General features: G+C 69.0%; 16 protein-coding genes and 1 pseudogene. 4 read left to right on the forward strand and 13 right to left on the reverse strand.

Annotated elements, in window-relative coordinates:
• Positions 1–167: 167 nt before the first annotated feature.
• Entirely contained in the window at positions 168–626 is a 459-nt protein-coding gene (locus KBW98_RS01125; protein WP_211518246.1) for an Lrp/AsnC family transcriptional regulator, read from the reverse strand.
• A gap of 131 nt (positions 627–757) precedes the next feature.
• Between KBW98_RS01125 and KBW98_RS01130 the strand changes: the two genes are divergently transcribed.
• Positions 758–4,327: an indolepyruvate ferredoxin oxidoreductase family protein gene (locus tag KBW98_RS01130; protein ID WP_211518247.1), complete on the forward strand. Its 3,570-nt coding sequence runs from the start codon at positions 758–760 to the stop codon at positions 4,325–4,327.
• A 258-nt stretch (positions 4,328–4,585) separates the two neighbouring features.
• Positions 4,586–10,630 (forward strand): EAL domain-containing protein, encoded by a 6,045-nt coding sequence (locus KBW98_RS01135; protein ID WP_211518248.1) that lies wholly within the window; start codon positions 4,586–4,588, stop codon positions 10,628–10,630.
• A 6-nt stretch (positions 10,631–10,636) separates the two neighbouring features.
• On the opposite strand, the gene KBW98_RS01140 is transcribed toward KBW98_RS01135, so the two are convergent.
• From KBW98_RS01140 to KBW98_RS01180, 9 genes and pseudogenes are all read right to left on the reverse strand, one after another.
• Positions 10,637–10,921: a hypothetical protein gene (locus KBW98_RS01140; RefSeq protein WP_211518249.1), complete on the reverse strand. Its 285-nt coding sequence runs from the start codon at positions 10,919–10,921 to the stop codon at positions 10,637–10,639.
• A gap of 103 nt (positions 10,922–11,024) precedes the next feature.
• Positions 11,025–11,979: pseudogene (locus KBW98_RS01145) on the reverse strand (IS1595 family transposase).
• Positions 11,980–12,095: 116 nt separating this feature from the next.
• Positions 12,096–12,440, reverse strand: coding sequence for a four-helix bundle copper-binding protein (locus tag KBW98_RS01150; RefSeq protein WP_211518250.1), 345 nt, complete (start codon positions 12,438–12,440; stop codon positions 12,096–12,098).
• Between the two features lie 93 nt (positions 12,441–12,533).
• The gene (locus KBW98_RS01155) at positions 12,534–12,884 is read right to left on the reverse strand and encodes a copper-binding protein (RefSeq protein ID WP_211518251.1); all 351 of its coding nucleotides are present in this window, start codon (positions 12,882–12,884) and stop codon (positions 12,534–12,536) included.
• Positions 12,885–12,925: 41 nt separating this feature from the next.
• Positions 12,926–14,308 carry a multicopper oxidase family protein gene (locus KBW98_RS01160; protein WP_211518252.1) on the reverse strand — a complete coding sequence of 461 codons (1,383 nt, stop codon included), beginning with the start codon at positions 14,306–14,308 and terminating at the stop codon, positions 12,926–12,928.
• Between the two features lie 13 nt (positions 14,309–14,321).
• Positions 14,322–15,746 (reverse strand): TolC family protein, encoded by a 1,425-nt coding sequence (locus KBW98_RS01165; protein ID WP_229428905.1) that lies wholly within the window; start codon positions 15,744–15,746, stop codon positions 14,322–14,324.
• Entirely contained in the window at positions 15,743–16,054 is a 312-nt protein-coding gene (locus KBW98_RS01170) for a hypothetical protein (protein ID WP_211518253.1), read from the reverse strand. The genes KBW98_RS01165 and KBW98_RS01170 overlap by 4 nt, the downstream gene beginning before the upstream one ends.
• A 79-nt stretch (positions 16,055–16,133) precedes the next feature.
• Positions 16,134–16,589 carry a hypothetical protein gene (locus KBW98_RS01175; protein ID WP_211518254.1) on the reverse strand — a complete coding sequence of 152 codons (456 nt, stop codon included), beginning with the start codon at positions 16,587–16,589 and terminating at the stop codon, positions 16,134–16,136.
• A 269-nt stretch (positions 16,590–16,858) separates the two neighbouring features.
• On the reverse strand, positions 16,859–18,493 hold the full coding sequence (locus KBW98_RS01180; RefSeq protein WP_211518255.1) for a sensor domain-containing diguanylate cyclase: 1,635 nt from the start codon (positions 18,491–18,493) through the stop codon (positions 16,859–16,861).
• Positions 18,494–18,808: 315 nt separating this feature from the next.
• On the opposite strand from KBW98_RS01180, the gene KBW98_RS01185 reads away from it, so the two are divergent.
• The gene (locus tag KBW98_RS01185) at positions 18,809–18,991 is read left to right on the forward strand and encodes a hypothetical protein (protein WP_211518256.1); all 183 of its coding nucleotides are present in this window, start codon (positions 18,809–18,811) and stop codon (positions 18,989–18,991) included.
• Between the two features lie 17 nt (positions 18,992–19,008).
• Here KBW98_RS01185 and KBW98_RS01190 read toward each other — a convergent pair whose 3' ends face one another.
• Entirely contained in the window at positions 19,009–19,929 is a 921-nt protein-coding gene (locus KBW98_RS01190) for a LysR family transcriptional regulator (RefSeq protein ID WP_211518257.1), read from the reverse strand.
• 75 nt (positions 19,930–20,004) lie between these two features.
• On the opposite strand from KBW98_RS01190, the gene KBW98_RS01195 reads away from it, so the two are divergent.
• The gene (locus KBW98_RS01195; protein WP_211518258.1) at positions 20,005–20,376 is read left to right on the forward strand and encodes a cupin domain-containing protein; all 372 of its coding nucleotides are present in this window, start codon (positions 20,005–20,007) and stop codon (positions 20,374–20,376) included.
• Between the two features lie 6 nt (positions 20,377–20,382).
• On the opposite strand, the gene KBW98_RS01200 is transcribed toward KBW98_RS01195, so the two are convergent.
• On the reverse strand, positions 20,383–21,027 hold the full coding sequence (locus tag KBW98_RS01200) for a DUF1353 domain-containing protein (RefSeq protein WP_211518259.1): 645 nt from the start codon (positions 21,025–21,027) through the stop codon (positions 20,383–20,385).
• Between the two features lie 154 nt (positions 21,028–21,181).
• Complete coding sequence (gene alr / locus KBW98_RS01205) at positions 21,182–22,294, reverse strand: alanine racemase (RefSeq protein ID WP_211518310.1); 1,113 nt, start codon at positions 22,292–22,294, stop codon at positions 21,182–21,184.

Below are 22,294 nucleotides of genomic sequence, written 5' to 3' on the forward strand. Positions count from 1 at the left end.
CATCCTAATGGGATGATTCCGTGATGTTTACGCAAAATTTACCCGTTTGATATTGCAGGTTTCTCATCAAATGGCTAGCTAAAGCCGCGTGGGGGTAACGTCCAGTATACGGACGAGCCGGCGCGCTGCAAGCCGGGAGTTCTGCCAGTCCGGCGCCGACGCGGGGTTTACAGGGGCAGGGCGGTCTCGTACTTCACTTCGCGCAGGGCCACGCTGGTGTTCACCTGCGACACGCCGTTCAGCTTGACCATCACGTTGTGCAGGAAGTCGTGGTAGGCGTCCATGTCGGCCACCACCACCTTGACCAGGTAATCCGAGTTACCCGTGGTTTCGTAGCATTCCACCACCTCCGGGCGCAGGCGCATCGCTTCCTCGAATTGCTCGACCACCCCTTCCGCATGGCGCAGCAGCGAGACGTGCAGCAGGCAGACGACCGCCAGCCCCAGCTTGCGGCGGTCGAGCAGGGCGGTGTAGCGCAGGATGACGCCGTTGTCCTCCAGCTCCTTCTGGCGCCGCCAGCAGGGGCTGGCCGACATGCCGATCCGTTCCGCCAGCTCGTTCGAGGAAATCCTGCCGTTCTTCTGCAGTTCACCCAGGATTTTCAGGGAGGCCCCGTCAATCGACATGTTTTTCATTTTTTGCCGTCGTTTTAGAAATGTTCTTGCAATTCTAGTGGCGAAAACCGAAGAGATAGAAAAAATATTTCGCCCCTGCCGGAATATCCTTCCTCATCTTTCCGATTCACATAATAACAAGCATGGACACGACGACAACCCTCCCCGCGGGCACCCGGCAGGCAGACACCGCGCTCGCGAACACCACCCTGGCCGACCCCGACTACGCCCTGGGCGACAACCTCACCCGCCAGCAGGGCCGGGTCTTCCTGACCGGCACCCAGGCCCTGGTGCGCCTGCTGTGCATGCAGAAGCGCTGCGACGAGGCGCAGGGCATGAACACCGCCGGCTTCGTCAGCGGCTACCGCGGCTCGCCGCTGGGCGCGGTCGACCAGGAACTGTGGCGCGCCCGCAAGCTGCTGGAACAGCACCGGGTCGAATTCCTCCCCGCGATCAACGAAGAACTGGGCGCCACCGCGGTAATGGGTTCGCAGCAGGTCGAGGCCAACCCCACGCGCAAGGTCGACGGCGTGTTCGCCATGTGGTACGGCAAGGGCCCGGGCGTGGACCGCGCCGGCGACGCCCTCAAGCACGGCCATGTCTACGGTTCCTCGCCGCACGGCGGCGTGCTGGTGATCCTGGGCGACGACCATGGCTGCGTATCGTCCTCGATGCCGCACCAGAGCGAGCAGGCGCTGATCGCCTGGGGCATGCCGGTCATTAATCCCGCCAACATCCAGGAATACCTGGAGTTCGGCCTGTACGGCTGGGCGCTGTCGCGCTTCACGGGCGCCTGGTGCGGCTTCAAGGCGATCTCGGAAACCGTGGAAGGCGGCGCCGTGGTCGAGCTGCCAGCCATGCCGCGCTATGTGGCGCCGGGCGACTACGTGGCGCCGCCGGACGGCCTGCACAACCGCTGGCCCGATCTGCCGGGCCTGGCGCTGGAGCAGCGCGTGGCCGCCAAGCTCGAGGCGGTGCAGGCCTTTGCCCGCGCGAATTCGATCGACCGCCTGGTGGTGGCCGCGCCAAGCGCCCGCATCGGCATCGTCAGCGCCGGCAAGGCCTACCTCGACCTGCTGGAAGCTTTCGAGCGCATGGGCGTCTCGCTCGCCAGACTGGAAGAGCTCGGCGTGCGCCTGTACAAGCCGGGCCTGACCTATCCGCTCGAACAGACTCGCCTGGCGGCCTTCGCCGAGGGCCTGGACGAGATCCTGGTGGTCGAGGAAAAAGGCCCGGTGATCGAACAGCAGCTCAAGAACCTGTTCTACAACCTGCCCGCCGGGAAGCGTCCGACCGTGATCGGCAAGAGCGATCCGGACGGCCAGCCGCTGCTGTCGGCCCTGGGCGAGCTGCGCCCCTCGCGCATCGCCCCGGTGCTGGTGCGCTGGCTGGCGCCGCATTTTCCCCAGCTCGAGCTGGCGCGCATGCTGCCCGGCTTCTGCGCCGCCGAGCTGCCTTCGAACGGCGCGGACGGCATCCGCCGCACGCCTTACTTCTGCTCCGGCTGCCCGCACAACACCTCGACCCGCGTGCCGGAAGGCAGCCGCGCCCTGGCCGGCATCGGCTGCCACTTCATGGCCACCTGGATGAAGCGCGACACCTACTACCTGTCGCAGATGGGCGGCGAGGGCATCAGCTGGGCCGGCTCGGCGCCTTTCGTGGGCGAGCAGCACATCTTCCAGAACCTGGGCGACGGCACCTTCTACCATTCGGGCTCGCTGGCGATCCGCCAGGCCATCGCGGCCGGCATCAACATCACCTACAAGATCCTGTACAACGACGCGGTCGCGATGACCGGCGGCCAGCCGGTAGACGGCAGCCTATCGGTGCCCCAGATCGTGCAGCAGGTCTGCAGCGAAGGCGCTAGGAAGGTGGTGGTGGTCACTGACGAGCCGAGCCGCTACGAAGGCGTCAGCCTGGCGTCCGGCGTCACCGTGCACCACCGCGAAGAGCTGGATGCGATCCAGCGCATGCTGCGCGAGATCCCCGGCGTGACGGTGCTGGTCTACGACCAGACCTGCGCCGCCGAGAAGCGCCGCCGCCGCAAGAAGAACACCCCGGACAAGACCGTGTTCCCGGACCCGGCGCGCCGCATGGTGATCAACCCGGCCGTGTGCGAGGGCTGCGGCGACTGCGGCGTGCAGTCGAACTGCCTCTCGATCCTGCCGCTGGAAACGGAACTGGGCCGCAAGCGTCAGATCGAGCAGTCTTCCTGCAACAAGGATTACTCCTGCGTCGAAGGCTTCTGCCCGAGCTTCGTCTCGGTGCTGGGCGGCGCGCTGCGCAAGCCGGCCGCGGTCGCGCTGTCCCTCAGCGACCTGGAACAGTCGCTGGCGGCCTATCCGGCGCCCGCGCCGCATGCCCTGGACAAGCCCTTCGAGCTGCTGGTGGCGGGCGTCGGCGGCACCGGCGTGGTCACCGTGGGCGCCCTGATCACCATGGCGGCCCACCTGGAAGGCAAGGGCGCCTCGACCCTGGACTTCATGGGCTTCGCCCAGAAGGGCGGCGCCGTGCTCTCGCATGTGCGGGTGGCGTCCTCGCCGGCGCGCCTGCACCAGGTGCGCATCGACCTGCGCCAGGCCGACGCGGTGTTCGCCTGCGACCTGGTGGTGGCCGCCATGCCCGACGGGCTGGCGGTCATGCGCAAGGGCCATACCCGGGTGGTCGCCAACGAATACGAGATCCCCACCGCCGACTTCACCCGCGAGCGCGACTTTTCGATCAACAAGGAAGGCCTGCTGGAGAAACTGGCCGCGGCCGCCGGCGAAGAGAACCTGTCGCGCCTGGACGCCCAGGCCACCGCCGCCCGCTTCCTGGGCGACACCATCGGCGCCAATATCCTGCTGATGGGCTACGCCTGGCAGCGGGGCCTGGTGCCGGTCGGCCTGGCGGCGCTGATGCGCGCGATCGAACTGAACGGCGTGGCGGTCGACATGAACAAGCGCGCCTTCACCCTGGGCCGCCTGGCCGCGGCCGACGCTTCGGCGCTCAACCGCCTGGGACAGGCGCCCCAGGTGATCCAGTTCAGCGCGCCCAAGTCGCTGGCGGACACGGTCGCCTTCCGCGTCGACTGGCTGACCAGCTACCAGGACGCGGCGTATGCGCGCGTCTACCAGGAAGCGGTGGCCGCGGTCGAGCGCCGCGAGGCCGAACTGGAAGGCGAAGGCTCGCGCAAGCAGCTCAGCAAGCTGGTGGCGCGCAACCTGTTCAAGGTCATGGCCTACAAGGACGAATACGAGGTGGCGCGCCTGCACGCCGATCCGGCCTTCCGCGCGCAGATCGCCGCCCAGTTCGACGGCGACTACAAGCTGGCCTTCCACCTGGCGCCGCCGCTGCTGGCGCGCCGCAAGCCCGGCTCGAACGTGCCAGCCAAGATGCGCTTCGGCGCCTGGATGATGCCGGTGTTCGGCGTGCTGGCCCGCTTCAAGGGCCTGCGCGGCACCCCCTTCGACGTGTTCGGCTACACCCATGAACGCAAGGCCGAGCGCGCGCTGCGCGAGCGCTACCTGGCCTTCGTGCGCGAACTGGCCACCGGCCTGAACGCAGCCAACAAGGACGCGGCGCTCAAGCTGGCGGCCTTGCCGGACGCGGTGCGCGGTTATGGGCACATCAAGGAAGCGGCCATGGAGAAGATGGACGCCCAGTGGAACGAGCTGATGGCGCACTATCGCCATCCGCCCGCACGCGTGGTGCAGATCAAGCGCCAGGCCTGAACCCGGCTATCGGCATCGGAACGACACATGGCCCGGCGACGGGCCATGTGTCTTTCCGGGCGTCACGCCAAAGAATGGTCGCCGGTGCTTGTCCGCTTGTCCGCGCAGGGATATCCTCCTAATATGAAGCTGTGACCCGGCTCCGGATCAGGACGCTGTTGCGCTGGACCTTGCACAAGGGCAGGTGAGCTGCGCAAGCGCCTGCCGTGTCCGCGCCAGGAAGCATCGGCTCCCCTCGTACAGGGTGGAAAGCGAGCCATGATGGCGGCGCCATATCAACTTCTCGAGCGGATCGGCAGCACGGCCGGCTCGAACCTGCATCGCGGCCGGCGCGCCGTGGACGGCAGCCCTGTCCTCCTGAAACTCCCCCTCGCACCAGACTCCGCCTGCGCCGCGCGCTTCCGGCGCGACTACGCGGCCATGGCCGCGCTCGAGCTCGGCTGCGTGGCCAGGCCCGAGGCCCTGGTCGACGAGCCCGGCCGGCTCCTGGTGGCGCTGGATGCGCCCGAGGGCGAGCTGTTCGAGCAAGCCCTCATGCGGCGGCGCTTCGGCGTGCCGGCCTGCCTGCGCCTGGCCCTGCAGCTGGCGTCCATGCTCGAGGCCCTGCACCGCGCCCAGGTGATCCACCAGGACTTTCGTCCGGCAAACCTGATGCTCTTGCCCGGCGATAAGCTGGTGCTGCTGGACCTGAGCCTGGCCAGCACCGACGCCTTGCCCGCCGGCTCCGACATCGGCGACTGGGCCTATGTCGCGCCCGAGCAGACCGGGCGGCTCAGCCGGCCGGTCGACGGGCGCGCCGACCACTATGCGCTCGGCGTCATGCTCTACCGGATGCTGACCGGCAGCCTGCCGTGCCGCGGCGAGGATGCGCTCGAGTGGGTCCACTGCCATCTTGCCCACGTGCCGGCGCCGCCGTCCGATATCGATCCCGCGATTCCCGCCACCTTGTCGGCGATCGTGCTGAAGCTGCTGCAAAAGATGCCGGAAGACCGCTACCAGAGCATGCACGGCCTGCGCTGCGATCTCGAGCGCTGCCTGCAGCAGTGGGAGCGGCAGGAAGGCTACACGGTCTTCGCGGTCGGCGCCGAGGACGTGAACGAAGCGCTCCAGGTGCCCCAGGTGCTGAACGGCCGCGGCGCCGAACTGGCCCTGCTGCTGGCCAGCCACGATGCGATGACGGTGGCCGGCCGCCCGGTGCTGGCGCTCGTGACGGGCAGCGCCGGGGTCGGCAAGACCTGCCTGGCCGAAGCCGTGCAGCAGCCCATCCTCGAGCGCGGCGGCTGTTTCATCGCCGGAAAGTTCGATCAATACCAGCGCGAGATTCCCTACGGCACCATCGCACAGGCCTTCCGCGCCCTGCTGGAAGCGATCGTGACGGGCGGCGACGCCGACATCGCGCGCTGGCGCGAGCGGATCCTGGAAGCCGTCGGGTCCAATGGCCGGGTCATCACCGAAGTCCTGCCGCAGCTCGAATGGATCATCGGTCCCCAGCCGGCGCTGCCCGAAGTCCCGCCGGCCGAGAGCCAGAACCGCTTCCGCCTGGTGTTCCTGCGCCTGGCGGCCGTGTTCGCGCGCCCCGAGCATCCGCTCACGCTCTTCCTCGACGACCTGCAATGGGCCGACGACGCCTGCCTGCGCCTGCTGAAAGAACTCTTGTGTGCGCCGGCCCCCCTGTACCTGCAGGTCATCGGCACCAGGCGGGACGACGAAGCCGGCCCGGGCGATCCGGTGGCCAGGACGGTGCGGCAGATCCGCGACGAGGGGGTGACCGTCACGCCGGTCGCGCTCGGTCCCTTGACCCCGGCGGCGGTCGGCGAGCTGGTGGACGGCATGCTGCATTGCGGGGACGCACCCGCGCAGCCGCTGGCGGCGCTGCTCCACCAGAAGACGGGCGGCAATCCCTTCTTCGCGGCCCAGTTCATCCAGGACGTGGCGGGCCGCGGCCTGCTCGCCTTCGACCCCGCGGCGCGCGCCTGGCGCTGGAACCTGGACGGCATCCGCGCCATGGACGCCACCGACAACGCCGCCGCCGCCCTGGTGGACAAGCTGGCGCAGCTGCCTCCCGCCGCCGGCGCCTTGCTGCAGCTGCTGGCCAGCCTGGGTTCGGAGGTCCATGAACAGTCCCTGCTCGAGCTGTCCGAGCTGCCCGAGGCCGACAGCCGGGCGGCGCTGGGCGCGGCCATGCGCGCGGGCCTGGTCTTCCTCGGCGGCGGCAAGATCAGGTTCCTGCACGACCGGGTGCAGGAGGCCGCCTACCTGTCGCAGCCGGCCCCGGCCAGGGCCGCCCTGCACGCCAGGATCGGGCGCCGGCTGCTGGCCGCCCAGGCCGGGGAGCCGCCTGCGGAGTGCCTGTTCGCCATCGTCGACCACTTCAACCGCGGCGCCGCCGCCATCACCGATCCGGACGAGAAAGCCGACCTGCTGCAGCTGAACCTGTGGGCGGGGATGAAGGCGAGGGCGGCGGTCGCCATGGACGCCGCGCGCGGCTTCCTGGAGCGCGCGATGGCGCTGCTGCCGCCCGCCGCCTGGGAGCTGCGCTACCGCGACACCTTCGAGCTGCATCTCGCGCTGTCCGAGTGCGAGAGCCTGGCGGGCAATGCCGGGCGCGCCGATGCGCTGGCGGACCAGGTGCTGGCCCATGCCCGCAGCTACCGCGAGGCGGCGCGGGTCTACATGCTGCGCATCGCGCTCAGGCAGATGTCCGGCCATCTCGACGAAGCGGTGAACAGCGTCGTGCGGGGCGCGCGGCTGTTCGACATGGCGTTTCCGGCCGACGACGCCGAAGTAGGCGCGGCGATCGAGGCCGAGATGCGGGCGATCGAGGCCAGCCTGCAAGGCCGCGCCATCGAGGACATCGCGGATGCGCCGCTGCTCGGGGAGGCCGGCGCCGACGTCGGCGCCGTGATCGCCCTGCTGGCGGAGGGCGTGGCGGCCGCCTACATGGTCAAGCCGGACTATTTCTCGCTCATCATCGCGCGCATGGTCAGGCTGTCCCTGCAGCATGGCAACAGCGAAGAGGCCTGCTACGCCTACGGCGCCTACGGCATCCTGCTTGCGCAGCGCGGCGAGATCGGGTCCGCGCTCGCGTTTTCCGCCATGGCCAGGCGCCTGCTCGAGAAGCTCGGCGGGCGCAGGCGCAAGGGACAGGTGATCGCGACCCACGCGATCGCCCTGGGCGCCTTCGACCATCCCGTGGCCGAGATCAGGCCCATGCTGGAACGCGCCGAGGCCGCCTGCCTCGATGTGGGTGACCTGATGTACGGCAGCTACGTCCCCATGACGTATTGCTGGGCCATGTTGCAGGACGGCTCGACGCTGGACCAGCTGGCGCAGCGTATCGACCGCGAGATCGAAGCGGCGCGCGCCAGCCACAACGACACGGTCTACCAGACCCTGTGCTTCGAGCGGCAACTGGCGGCCAGGCTGAAAGGGCCCGGTGGCACGGACCGCGGCGGGCACGAGGACAAGTTCGACGAGGCAGCCTGCCTGGCGGCGCTCGAGCAGGCCGGATTCGGCTTCGGCCTGCAGAGTTCCCACCTGGTGCGCCTGGTGACGCGCTACGTTCAGGGCGAGTACGAGGGCGCCCTGGAGGCGGCGGGGCAGGCCGCGCGCCACCTGCACGAGGCGGGCAGCCTGATCCTGTTCGACGCGGTCCACCACTTCTTCCTGGCGCTGACCGTGGCCGCCCTCTACCCGCAGGCGCCGCCCGTTCGCCGGGCCGCATTCGCGAGGCTGCTGGCGGAGGAGCGCGCCCGGCACCGGTTGTGGGCCGACACCTGCCCGCGCAATTTCCGCGACCGCCTGGCGCTGCTCGACGCCGAGATCGCGCGCATCGAAGGCCGCGACCATGACGCCGCGCGCCTGTACGAGCAGGCGATCGCCTGGGCCCGCGAGGGAGGATTCGTCCAGGTCACCGCCATCGCCTGCGAAGCGGCGGCCGCATTCTGCCGCGGGCGCGGGCTGGCGCTGGCCGCCGACGCCTACCTGCGCGAAGCGCGCGCCGCCTATGCCGCCTGGGGCGCGGACGGCAAGCTGGCACGGCTCGACGCCGCGCATCCCGACCTCGCGCCGCCCGGCCAGGCGCCGGCCGCGCGAAGCGAAACCAGGGCAGAGCGGCTCGAGCTGCTGTCGATCGCCAAGGCGGCGCAGGCGCTGTCGGCACGGCTGGTCCTGACCGAGCTGGTCGACAGCCTGATGCACATCCTGCTCGAGAATGCCGGCGCGCACAGCGCCTCCCTGCTGCTGGCGGAAGGCGAGGCGCTGCTGGTGGCGGCCGAGGCCAGGACCGAAGGCCGGGAAATCCGGGTCAGCGTGCACCTGGACCGGCCGGCGCCGCCGGCCCGGCTGCCGGCCTCGGTGCTGAACTATGCGCGGCATACCCGCAGCCAGGTCCTGCTGCCGGATGCGGCGCGGGCCCACGCCTTCTCGCATGACCCGTATTTCGCCGGCGCGCGCGCCAGGTCGGTCCTGTGTCTGCCCATCCTGCGCCAGGATGACCTGCTCGGCCTGCTCTACCTCGAGAGCGAGCTGGTGGTCCAGGCGTTCGCGCCCGAGCGCGTGGCGCTGCTGCAGCTGCTGGCTTCGCAGGCCGCCATCTCGATCGAGAACGCGCGCCTGGTCGCCGGGCTCCAGGAGCGCGAAGGCAAGGTGCGCCGTCTGTTCGATGCGAATATCGTCGGCATCCTGTTCTACGACCTCGACGGGCGCATCACCGACGCCAACGACGCCGCCCTGGCCATACTCGGCTATAGCCGCGAGGACCTGGAGGCGGGCCTGATCCGCTGGCCCGAGCTGACGCCGCCGGAATGGCGGCTGGCGGACGAGCGCGCCATCGCGGAGCTCAAGCGCAGCGGGAGCTGCCGCCCCTTCGAGAAGGAGTGCATCCGCAAGGACGGCAGCAGGGTGCCGGTGCTGACCGCCGGCGCCAGCTTCAAGGGCGGACGGGAAGGCATCGGCTTCCTGCTCGACCTCACCGAGCGCAAGCGCGCGGAAGACCGGATGCATCACATGGCGAACCACGACGCCCTGACCGGGCTGCCCAACCGCACCTTGCTCCAGGACCGCCTGGAGCAGGCGATCTCGCATGCCCACCGCCAGGACTGCCGGGTGGCCCTGCTGTTCATCGACCTCGACTACTTCAAGTACATCAACGATTCGCTCGGCCACCAGTTCGGCGACGCGGTGCTGCGCATGGCGGCCGGGCGCCTGCAGCGCTGCGTGCGCGAAGGCGACAGCGTGGCGCGCCTGGGCGGCGACGAGTTCGTGATCTGCCTGCCGGCGCTGGCCGACGGGCGCGACGCTGCCCCGGTGGCCAGGAAGGTGCTGGACGCGCTGACGCAGACCTACGTGGTGGAGGGCCACGAACTGCACACCAGCGCCAGCGTCGGCATCAGCCTCTATCCCGACGACGCCGGCGACGTCGAGGCCCTGATGCGCACCGCCGACACGGCCATGTACCACGCGAAGGAAAAGGGGCGCGGCAACTTCCAGTTCTTCACCGAGGCGCTGAACCGCGCCGCCCAGCAGCGCATGGAAACCGGCAAGCGCCTGCGCCAGGCCCTGCTGCAGGAAGAATTCATCCTGCACTACCAGCCGCAGGTCGACATGCACAGCGGGCGGATCTTCGCCGCCGAGGCGCTGCTGCGCTGGCGGCGCGCCGGCCAGGAGCCGATCTCCTGCGGCAGTTTCATCGCCAGCGCGGAGGAGTCGGGCCTGATCGTGCCGATCGGCGAGTGGACCCTGCGCCAGGCCTGCCGCCAGCTGCGCCGGTGGCGCGACGCCGGCCACCCGGAACTGAGGATGGCGGTCAACCTGTCGCCGCGCCAGCTCGAACCGGCCAGCTTCTGCGGCATGGTGGGCCAGATCCTGGAAGAAGACGGGCTGCCGGGCGAGGCCCTGGAGCTGGAAATCACGGAGAACATCTTCCTGCAGCGCAGCGACACCACCCTGTCGACCCTGAACAGCCTGCGCGACATGGGCATTCAGCTCTCGGTGGACGATTTCGGCACCGGCTACTCGAGCCTGTCCTACCTGCAGCGCTTCCCGGTACATGCGCTCAAGATCGACCAGTCCTTCGTGCGCGACATCGGCACCGACGGCAACCACCGGGCGCTGATCACGGCCATCATCGCGATGGCCGAGGGACTGCAGCTGGGCGTGATGGCCGAGGGCGTGGAGACCGGCGAACAGGTCGCCTTCCTGCTGGCGCACGGCTGCCATTACGCCCAGGGCTTCTACTACAGCCAGGCGGTGCCGGCGCCGCGCTTCGGCGCCATGCTGGACCAGCCCTTCGGCGCCGGTTGAAGGGCGTCAGTGCCGGCCGCGTCCCCAGCCGCGGTGATGACCGCGGCCATGGTGGCCGCGCCAGCCGCCGTGGTGCCAGCCGTGTCCGCCGTGGTAGCGCGGACCGCGGTCGTAGTAGCTGAAGCCCAGGTCCACGGAGACCGGCGGGTAGACATAGGCCGGGCTGCCGTACGGGTAGGAGGAATCGTAAGCGGCATACGGCGGGCCGTAGACGGCGCAGCCGCCTAGTCCGCCAGCCAGCAGGAGCGAAATGAGCAGGCGTTTCGCGGCGCCTCGGATCTGCGTTTTCATGGCAGCTCCCATAGGGACGATAGCCCATTCTAGTCCCGCGAGCGCGCGCCGTTCCATGCCGATTTTGTAAGAAATTGCTACTTTTTAAAGGGCGCTGTGCCCGTTACGTGTCGAAGACGCCAATCGCCGTGCGCAAGAACTGCTCCGGCGTGGCGATGCGGGCTCCATCCAGCGCCCATTGACAGCCCAGGCAGTTCGGCAGGTAACGTGAAGCGACGCCATGGAAGCGCGCCAGCCATTGGCGGAAGCGGCGGTGATAACTATTGACGTTCTGCACGTGGACGGCGCCGCGCACCCGATCGCCGGCACGAAGATTGACGAACCCATGAGAAATGCCCGCTTCGCGCGCGAAGGAGCGGTAAGCCGGGTGGCCATCGGTCACCAGCAGGACATCGGGGTCGAGCACAGGGAGCAGATGCAGGTGCAATTGATCCTTGGTGAAGGCGCCACGTCCGGAAATAAAATCGTGGGTGCCGCCGGTGCGGTCGCGGGCGACCAGCACGCACACGTGCTCGCGCGAGATGCCGCGGGTCGAGGCGACGCCACCCGGGCGCCGCGCCGGCCGGTCGAGCTTGCGCGATCCTTTCTGCGATTCCAGCAGGAACAGTTCGTCGGCTTCGGCAATGCCTGCCAGCCGCTGCGGACGGTCATGCTTGGCGAGTGCGAGAAAGCGGTGGCGCCAGCGGAAGCTGGTGTTGCGGTGGACCTCGACCGCCTTGGCGCTTGCCCGTACGCTTTCGGCGTCGAGCATCTTGCCGAGATAATCGAGCCACTTGGCGCGGTGGCGTAGCCGGGACAAGGGTGTACCGCTCAAGGCCGTGAAGGTCTTGCCGCAGGCGCGGCAACGGTAGCGCTGCAGCCCCCCGGCTGTGACCGTGCCGGTAGGAGCGCCGCGCCTGACATGATGGACAGCAGGGATCTGGGTCCGCTCCCGCAATCGCCTCGCACACCCGGTCCATCCCGACGGCTGGCCGCAAGGCGTCCATCAGCTGGAGACGCTGGCGCCTGGTCAGTACGGAAACTTGCCTCAGCCATCTGGCAAAGCGCTGCTTTTCCATCGCCGCTCCGCTGGTCCGTGAGATCACGGTTGGACTGCGATGGAACCCGACAGTTCAAATTCCACACGCAGCGGTGACAGCGCCTTTTAAAACAGCAAGAACTTGGCAATCGGAATTTAAATATGGCGTTCGCGCGCGTGCTTGTCGCATTCGGCCGCGCAGCGCTCGCAGGCCGCCTGGCACTCGGCGCAGTGCTTGTGCATGGCCGCATGCTGGGCGCACTTGGCGGCGCAGGCGCGGCAGACATGGGCGCACAGGGCGCAGAAGTCTCCATGGTGGGCGGAGCCGCGCGCCAGCACATTCAGGGTCGCGGCGCAGATGTCGGCGCAATCGAGGTTGATCGGGATGCAGTCGGTGGAGCCGTCGCGCAGGTCGCCGGCCACGCAGGCCTGGCAGGCGCGCAAGGCGTCCTCGCAGGCCTCGATGCAGGATTGGATGTTCGCCATTTCAGATCCGGCCATGGGATTCTCCTCGTTCGGTTGATGAGGGAAAATGGTAGCGCAAGGCCGGCTTGCGCTACGTTCGATACCCGGATGAAAGCCTGGCGGGAGGGATTACTGCGCCGCTTCCAGCTGGACCACGGTCAGCGCCCCGTTCGCGCGCTCGGCGGCGAAGCGGACCTTGTCGCCGGCTTTCACCGCGTCGAGCATGGCCGCGTCCTTGACGCGGAACACCATCGTCATCGGCGCCATGCCCAGGTTCTTCAGCTCGCCGTGGCGCAGGGTGATCTTGCCGGCCTCCTTGTCGACCTTCTTGACTTCGGCGTCCGCCAGGGAGGTGGCGGCTTCGGCGGCGGCATGCCCATGCTGGTGCCCGTGGCCCTCATGGCCCCCGTGCTGGGCGCTGGCGCCAAGGGAGGCGGCGCCCAGGACGATCGTGGCGGCGAAGCGGGTGAATGCGTTCATGGTGAATCCTTTCGTTTGTCTCGGTTGTTGTTGGAATACGTTCAGTGTCCGGTGTGGTGGCCGGACGGTTTGCGGACCGTGAGCGCGGCCTCGCCGCCGTCCTTGGCCGGCACGGCCTGGCCGTGCTCGCGGATGGCGGCGGGCGGCTCGCCCTTCCACTCGTAGGCGACGGTCCCGGCCGGGTGCCTGTACCAGCCCGGGTCGCGGTAGTCGCCGCGCTTCTGGTCCCTGCGCACCTTCACCATGGTGAACATGCCGCCCATCTCGATGCCGCCGAAGGGGCCCTGGCCGGTCATCATCGGCAGGGTGTTTTCCGGCAGCGGCATTTCCATGTCGCCCATGGAGCCGCCCTTGTCGCCCATGACCATGTAGTCGGGCACCAGCTTGGCGATCTTTTCCGCCACGCCGCGGTGGTCGACCCCGATCAGGTTGGGCACGTCGTGGCCCATGGCGTTCATGGTGTGATGCGACTTGTGGCAGTGGAAGGCCCAGTCGCCGGGGGCGTCGGCGATGAATTCGATGGCGCGCATCTGGCCCACCGCGATGTCGGTCGTGACTTCGGGCCAGCGCGATTCGGGCCGGGTCCAGCCGCCGTCGGTGCCCGTGACCTCGAACTCGTAGCCGTGCAGGTGGATCGGGTGGTTGGTCATGGTCAGGTTGCCGGCGCGGATGCGCACCCGGTCGCCCTGGCGCACGTTCATCGTGTCGATGCCGGGGAAGACGCGGCTGTTGAAAGTCCAGAGGTTAAAGTCCAGCATCTCGTTGACCCTCGGCGTATAGCTCCCGGGCTCGATGGCGTAGGAGCCCAGCAGGAACACGAAGTCGCGGTCCACCGCATGCTGGGCCGGGTTCTTCGGGTGCGTGACCCAGAATCCCATCATGCCCATCGCCATCTGCACCATCTCGTCCGCATGCGGGTGGTACATGAAGGTGCCGGCGCGGCGCGCCACGAATTCGTAGACGAAGGTCTTGCCGGGCGCGATCGGCGGCTGGGTCAGCCCGGTGACGCCGTCCATGCCGTTCGGCAGGCGCTGGCCGTGCCAGTGGATGCTGGTGTTCTCCGGCAGCCGGTTGGTGACGAAGATGCGCACCCGGTCGCCCTCGACCACCTCGATGGTCGGGCCCGGGCTCTGGCCGTTGTAGCCCCACAGGTTGGCCTTCATGCCGGGCGCGAGCTCGCGCACCACGGGTTCGGCGACCAGGTGGAACTCCTTGACGCCATTGTTCATGCGCCAGGGCAGGGACCAGCCGTTCAGGGTGACGACCGGGTTGTAGGGACGGCCGTTGGGCGGCGGCGGGGGCGGCTGGGTGGCGGCGCTGTTCATGATCGGCGCCTCCGGCAGGGTGGCTGCTGCGGCGCGGCTCACCAGGCCCGCACCCACCAGCGCTGCCGCGCCGGTAAAGAAGTTGCGACGGGAAGTCATGCGGTGTCCTCGTTCAATGTTGGGGAGCGGCTGGTGCAGGAACCGCGCTGCCGAGGGTCAAGGGGACGCCGCCGGCGCCGCTGATGGCGGCCTGCAGCTCGGTCTCCGCGATCCAGAAATCGCGCTGGGCCCCGATGGCCGCGTTCACGCCCGCGATCTGGGCGCGCGCGTCGGCCAGCAGCTCGAACACGCTCACCAGCATGCCGTTGTAGCGCAGCAGGACTTCTTCCGAGATCTTCTTGCGCAGCGGGACCAGCTGGTCGCGATGCTGCTTCGCGATGTCGTAGCCCGTGCGGTAGGCGGAATAGGCCTCGCGCACCTGTGAGCGGGCATCGACCGCGATGCCGGCCGTGCGGTGCACCGCCTGCATGTAGATGGCCTCGGCCCTGGCGACGCGCGCGCCGCCCCAGTCGAACAGCGGCAGGGCCAGCTCGATCTCGTAGCCGTTCTCGCGCGGGGCGCCGGATTTGCTGGTGTTGGCGTAGCCCGCTTCCAGCACGTTGACGAAGCCGGTGGCCTTGCTCAAGCCCAGCGCGCGCGCGGTGGATGCGGTCTCCAGCTGCGCCAGGCGCAAGTCGAGGCGCTGCTGCATGGCGAGCGACTCGATGTTGCCGGCTTCGCGCGGCGCGGCCGGCAGCTCGGGCAGGCGCTCGGGCAGGGTGAAGTCGGCGGCCTCGCCCCACACGCCGAGCAGGCGCGCCAGCCGTTCGCGCGCCGCCAGGGCCTGGTGGCGGGCGCGCGCCAGCCCGGCCGCCGCTTCCAGCGAGAAGGCCTGTTCGCGCGCCTGGTCGAGAGCGCTGAGGTGGCCTACCTGGGCCATGCGCCGGGCCAGTTCGCCGCTGGCCTGGGCCGCTTCATGGACTTGCTGCGCGTAGCTGGCCGACTGCCTCGCCGCGACCGCCTCGAAATACGCCTTGCGCGTGTCGGCGGCCAGCTGCACGGCGGCCGTGGCGGCGACCAGCTTTGCGCCCTCGAAACGGCGCGCCTCGATGTCGCGCCGGATCGGCATGGTGAGCAGGCCGACCAGGTCGAACATCACGCTGCGCTCGATTTCCGTTTCGGCGCCGCCGGACAGGCGGCTGAAGCTGAAGCCCGGGTTGGCGAGGCGGCCGGCCTGCACCAGGTCGGCTTCGGCCACGCCCAGCCCGGCCAGCGAAGCGCGCAGCGAGCGGTTGTTGAGCAGGGCCACGCGCACGGCCTGGTCCGCGCCCAGCGGCTCCTTCAGCAGGCGGGCAAGCTCGGCCTGGACCGCGGTCTCGGCCTGTTCGGCGCGGCTGGCGGCAGGCAGGCGGACATCCTGGCCGGTGCGCTCGGCCGTCATGGCCGAGACGGCATCCACGCCGCCGTCCTGCGAAAAGCTCGCGCAGCCGCCCAGCGCAAGCGCCAGCACGGCGGCGCAGACGGCGCGCGGCGCAGGTGTTGGGGAAGCGGCGTTCATTGTTTTCCCCCGGCGTGGTGATGCTTGCCGTGGCCGGCGGGGGCCGGGTCGGGGGGCGGCGGCAAGCCCTTGTCATGGGTGTGTCCGGGCAGGCCGCCGGCCGCGTCGTTGGCCGCGCGCCAGCGCTGGTCGGGTGTCCGTGCGGCCTCGTCTCGTGCCGGTGGCACGGCGATGACGGACTCGAACACCAGCGGGGCGACGGCGGCGTTCGGATCGGCCGGGTCGGGGGCGTGCCGGGTTGGCTGGCTGTGCGCGGCAAGCGGCGCGGCCAGCAGGGCGCCAATGGCGGCCCAAAGCGTGAGTTTCATGCTGCATCCTCGAAATCGGTAACGGCGCGCGCCGGGCGCGCGCGCTTGCACGCGGGAGGACGGAGCCGTCCCGCGTCGATCAGGCGGAGGGGCGCCGGGGAGGCCGCTGCGGGCCGTCCGGAATGAAGCCCGCGGCAAAGGCGGCGGGCGCGATCACGACGGCCTCGGAGCCGTCGAAGGGAAGGAGCGGAGCGTAATCGGAGGGCGGGGCCACCGCGCCGATGCAGAAGACCGAGCAGGCGCTGCAGGAAGAATGGTTCTCCCCGTCGTCCGCAGGATGGCCGCCGCCGGCGGTGTCGGCGATGTCGGCCGCAGAAGTTGCAGCCGGCGCGCCGGCGCCGTCATCGTGATGACCGTGGTGTGCATGCGCCTCGCCGGCATCGTGCTGCGCGGTGGCGGCGACGGGAGCGGAGGCCGCATGGCGCATGGACTGGTGCTGGGGCATGCAGGACATGCCGATGCCCGCGGCCACCGCATGCAGCGGGAGCACGGCCATCAGGAGCCACACCAGGAAGGTCTTGAATGCGCGGGTCATAGGTGCGGCGAGTATAGCACGGTGTTTTCGGGCGGCGACAGCCTCCGGCAAGCCCTGGCACTGCGAAAAACGGCTTGACCTTGCCATGGTGGGAAGGTCCAGCATGGCCGCATTGGCATCATTTTTCTTCTTGTTCCAGGAGGCCGTCATGCGAGCGCCGACGCCATCACCGCGCCCAGTCCCTGTTCCCGTCCCCCGCGCCTGCGCCCCGTGCCTGTTCTGCCGCTACCGGCGCCGGCAGGCGCCGCCTGTCCAGGCCGATCCGGCATCTAGGGAAGGGCCTGCCTGAGCGGCCTGGCGCGCACCGTGTTCAGCTTGCCGGCGCCGACCAGGTTCACCGCATAGCCGTTGCGTCCGGCCGCCTTGACGCCGTACAAGGCCTGGTCGGCCGCGTGCATGATCGCCTCCATGGCGGTGTGCTGGGTGGCGACGGCGAGGCCGACGCTGGCGGTGACGTCCAGCAGCTTGCCGTCGATCTCGAATGGCTGGGCCATCGCGGCCAGGATCTTGGGGCCGATCTGGTGCGCTTCGTCGGCCGCCTGGAGCTGTTCGAACACGATGACGAACTCGTCGCCCGCCAGGCGCGCCACGGTGTCGGTGAGGCGCACGGCGCCTTCCAGCCGGCGTGCGAATTCGACCAGCACGGCGTCGCCGGCGGCATGGCCCCAGGTGTCGTTGATGTCCTTGAAATGGTCGATGTCGAGGAAGGCGACGGCCACGGCTTCGCCCGAGCGGCTGCTGCGCGCCAGCGCGGCGGGCAGGAATTCCTCGAACATACGCCGGTTGTAGGCGCCGGTCAGCACGTCGGTGGTGGCCTTGCGCTCCAGGTCCTGGGCCGATTGCTGGCGGTGGCGCGACAGCCGGTACACGGCGCGGCTCAGCATGCCGAACTCGTCGCGTTCGCGGGTATCGAACACCTCGATGCCGGCGGCGCCGGCGTCGTGCGCCTCGATGTTGTGCTGCAGCTTGTCGAGCGGCTCGAGCAGGATCTTCACCAGCGCCCAGCCGAACAGGCCGGCGAGCACGGTGAACAGGCCGGCGGCGGCAAAGGAATTCAGGCGCACCGACACCATGGGCTCGAAGGCGCTGCGCAAGGGATAGGAGACGGCGATGATCCAGTCGACGTGCGCCAGGCGCCGGTGGGCCACCAGGGCGCGCGAGCCCCCGTCCACCATGTCGGTGCGCCAGCCTTCCGGCGCGGCGCGCACCGCGTGTAGCACCGGCTGGGCCTCTTCGTTCGGGCGGGTCAGCAGCAGGGCCTTGTTCGGGTGGTGCACCACGGTGCCGTCGCTGGTCACGATGAACAGGTAGCCCGCCTCGCCCGCGCGCAGGGCGTCGATCTGGTCCGCGAAGGAGGGACGCAGCAGGTCGATGCCGCCCAGCAGGATGGCGATGATGTTGCCGCGGCGGTCGAGGATCGGCTGGGTGATCGACACCACGGGGCGGTTCGACAGGGCGCTGCGGAAGGGGGCCGAGATCACGCTGTCGCGGGTGGCCATGGTTTGCTGGAAGTAGGGCCGCTTGCTGACGTTGATGATCTTGTCCTTGCGATTCTTGAGGCTGGCCACGCGGTCGCCGCGCGCATCGTAGGACGCGACGTTGATGAATTCATCACGCAGGCTGTCGTGCGACTCGAGCAGGTCCTGGATATCCTCCGGTCCCAGCGCGCGCGTCTGCGCTTCCTCGGCGATGGCGCGCAGTAGCTGCTGCTTGTGGCGGATGTCGTTGTCGATATAGGCGGCCGCGCCGCCCAGGGCCAGCAGCTCCTGCTTGGCGATCATGCGCTCGATCTGGAAGTCGGCGAACAGCAGCGAGATGCCGCCGACCCCGACGGCCGCGATCAGGACCATGCCGGTGACGAGCAAGGATAACTTGGACTTGAAGGTGGAAAAATACTTGATCATGATGGCGCGAGGGCTCCTGCGCCCGAAGGCGGATGCATCGGTTCCGGCGGAGTCCAGGCCAGGTGGTCGGTGAGCGGCGGGAAAGGGCGCATCACCGTGATAATTGGTGAGTATATCGAATTTCAGGCGTATGTTTCCCAATTACCAGATTTGTTGCCCAAATACATCGCAAGCCATGCGTGATGGATAACGTTGGAATAGGAAGAGGTGCAGAGATAGTTGGAATGTGAATGGCAATCATCATGGATCGCAATTTGATTTCTATCTGGGAGGGCGCATACTGGAGTCATCTCCACCGCACAACGGAATCCGATCATGTCGACCTCGAGCCTCCACGCCTCCTCCTCATCCACCGGTTTCGCACGCGCCGCCCTGGACGCCGTGCGCGGGCTGTTCACCGCTTCGAATGAAGTCTGGGCCCTCTACCGCATGAATCGCGGCGCCGACTCGGTGTCGCCTGCGGTGATCCGCCGCCTGGCCCAGCGCGCCGCGCGCTAGGACCCGCCTCCGGTTTTTTAGGGCGCTCGCCCGATCCCGAAGTGCTCGCGCGCCAAGTCGATGAAGGCGCGCGTCTGCGCCGGTAGCCAGGCGTGACTGGAAAACAGCAGGTTGACCTCCAGCGGCGGCGGCCGGTGCGCCGCCAGCACTTCCACCAGCCTCCCGGCGTCGAGCTCGGCCTGCACCAGCAGCAGCGGCGCCTGGATCAGGCCGAAGCCTGCCAGCGCCGCATGCACCAGCGACTGGCCGTCGTCGATGACGGCCACCGCGCGCCAGGCGCCTGACTCCGGCGCCAGCTCCAGCGGACGCGGGCGCCCGGTCTCCGGCAGGCGGAACAGCATCCCTTCGTGCTCCGCGAGCTCGGCCGGCTGGCGCGGCACGCCCGCGCGCGTCAGGTAAGCCGGGCTGGCGCAGACCACCAGCGGCGTGGCTCCCAGGCCGAGGGCGCGCACGCTGCTGTCCTTGAGGCGGCCGAAGCGCAGCGCCAGGTCGTTGCGGTCGCGCACCAGGTCGCTGTGGCCGTCGCTGACATTCAGGCGCAGCGCCACCATCGGATGGGCGGCGCGGTAGCGCGCCAGCAGCGGCGCGAGCCAGGGCAGGCAGCCGCCTGGAAGCGACAGGCCCAGCTCCCCGGCCAGCGCGGCGGGCGCGGCCAGCTCTTCCTGCACCTGGTCGAGCTGGGCCAGGAGCGCCGAATACGCCTCGAAGGCTTCCTGGCCGCGCCCGGTCGCCACCATGTGGCGCTTGTCGCGCGCCAGCAACTGCACCCCGAGTTCCGCTTCCAGCCGCGCGATGTTCTTGCTGACCCCGGAGGGCGTCAGGCCCAGCAGGCGCGCGGCGCTGGTGATGCCGCCGGTGCGCACGGTGTGCACGAAACAGCGCTGCTTGATCAGGTCCTGGGCGCCGAGTTTGACTTTGTGTCCAGATGGTTTCGCCATGTTGTGCCGTTCCCGGTAGGCCGCCGTGCGCGGATAATCCGCTCCATTCCACTCTACCAGCGAAAGGAGCAGGCCATGCAAGTGCGCCATGTCGATTCGATCCCGATGCTCGAACTGCCCGGCATCCGGCACCAGACCCTTGCTTCGCGCGCAGGCGGGATCGCGTCCTTCGAGGTCTGGCGGCAGGCGCTGGCGCCGGGCAGCGCGACCCCGCTGCACCGCCACGACTGCGAGGAAGTGGTGGTGTTTACAGGAGGACAGGGGACGATGCGCTACGCGGGAACCGAGACGCCGTGCACGGCCGGCACGGTGCTGCTGTGCCAGCCGAACGAGCTGCACCAGATCGTGAATACGGGCGACGAGCCGCTTACCTTGTACGGCATCCTGTCGGTGTCGCCGGTGCCGGTGGTGGACGCCGCGGGCGCGGCGATTCCACTCCCTTGGTAAAGGACATCACGCACCGCCGAGGCGTTCGAATTCGCGCACGCTTGCCTGGCACGCTGCTTTTACTTCAGCGTCTGCGGACAGCGGCGTCAGGGCGCCGCCGCGGATTGCCGCTTCGCGCTGGATGGTTTGCAGGCTGCGCCCAGGCTTGACGTCCTGCTCGAGGAGGAAGTCCGCGTACTGGCGAGTGAAAAACCGGACTTCGCCGCCCCCGCGGGCATGTTTGTTCTTCTCCCACGACTCGTCGGCCTCCGACGTACGGACACCGATATAGATCGCCTTCGCCTCGAAGTGACCCATGCCGAGTTCGCGCAACAAGACGTAGAACACCGCATCCGCTTCGTCCTTGGAGCAGGTTTGCTGCCAATACAGATAATCATGGACGATCGCCGGGGCCATGGTTTTTCCATGCGGCGCCTGCCACCACCACAGTTGGGGCGGAATGCTGGCGAGGTCGGTGACGAAACCGGCCGGCACCTGGATGCGGCTGGCACTGTTCGTGGGTGTGAACCGCAGAGGGTGCGCCACCATGAACAAGGGCGGGTCGGGAACGATCTGGGCAACCGTCGGCGTGTTGATGGTGGTGCAAGAAGCCAGTAGTGCGAGTCCCAGCGCCAGTGCAATTCGCTGGACGCTCCGCCGAATGGATGCCATGTCGTCAATTCCCCTATGTGGTCCCGCGCATCACCGCACGCTGTGACTACATATACTTACTCAAGCATGCCAATTAATCAACAATTAAGTGTGAGTTCCGCCGGGTAGGGGATCGAAGCTGCCGCGGTCTGAGGGAAAGGGTGCCCGCGGCGCCCTAGCCGCATGGGACGTAGTGGCGATGGAAGCGCCGCCCCAGGCGGGTCAGCAGCTCATAGCCGATGGTGCCGGCCTGGGCCGCGACCGCGTCGACGTCCTGTTGCGCGCACAGCAGGTCGACCGTCCGCCCCGGCGCCACGCGCGCTTGCGGCAGGCCGGTGACGTCGAGCGTGATCGAATCCATCGATACCGTGCCGGCGAAGGGAACCGCGACGCCGTCGACAAAGGCCTGGGAATGGCCGCTCAGGGCGCGCAGCCAGCCGTCGGCGTAGCCGATGCCGATGGTGGCGATGCGGCGCGGGCCGCTGGCGACATAGCGCGCGCCATAGCCGACGATGTCGCCGTCCGCGACCGTGCGCACCTGGACGATGCGCGCCGCCAGGCTCACCGCCTGGCGCAGCGGGTTCGGCTGGCCCGGATGCGGGTTGATGCCGTACAGGGCCGCGCCCGGACGCAGCAGGTCGTAGTGGTAGGCCGGGCCCAGGAACACGCCCGAGGAATTGGCCAGGCTGGCCGGCACGCCGGGGAGGATTTCGCGCAGCTGCTCGAAGCGCCGGCGCTGGCGCTCGTTGAGGGGATGCGCGGCCTCGTCGGCGCAGGCCAGGTGACTCATCACGAGCTTCACGTCCAGCCCCGCCAGCCAGCCGGCGTCGCCGGACAGCGCCGCCAGGTCGGCCGGCGCGAAGCCCATGCGCGACATGCCGGTATCGAGCTGGATCGCGGCCGGCAAGGCGCGGCCCAGGCGCTGCGCGCTGGCGCGCCATTCCTGCAGCTGGCCCGGGTCGTTCAGCACCGGGATCAGGTCGTACTGGTAGAAGTCGGGCGCGGTGCCGGCGGGCGGGCCGTGCAGCACGTAGATGGCGCAGTCTTCCGGCACCAGCTGGCGCAGGCGCATGCCCTCGGCCACGTGGGCAGTGAAGAAGACCGGGCAGCCTTCGTCGGCCAGGGCCGGCGCTACCTGGTCCATGCCCAGGCCGTAGGCGTCGGCTTTCATGACGGCGGCGCAGGTGGAAGCGGGCGCCTGGGCCGCCAGCAGCCGGTAATTGGCGCGGATTGCGCCCAGGTCGACGGTCAGGATGGCGCCGGCGCGCGCCAGCTCGCTGGCGTGCAT

This window comes from Massilia sp. ST3, from assembly GCF_018119405.1.
Lineage (GTDB): Bacteria > Pseudomonadota > Gammaproteobacteria > Burkholderiales > Burkholderiaceae_D > Telluria.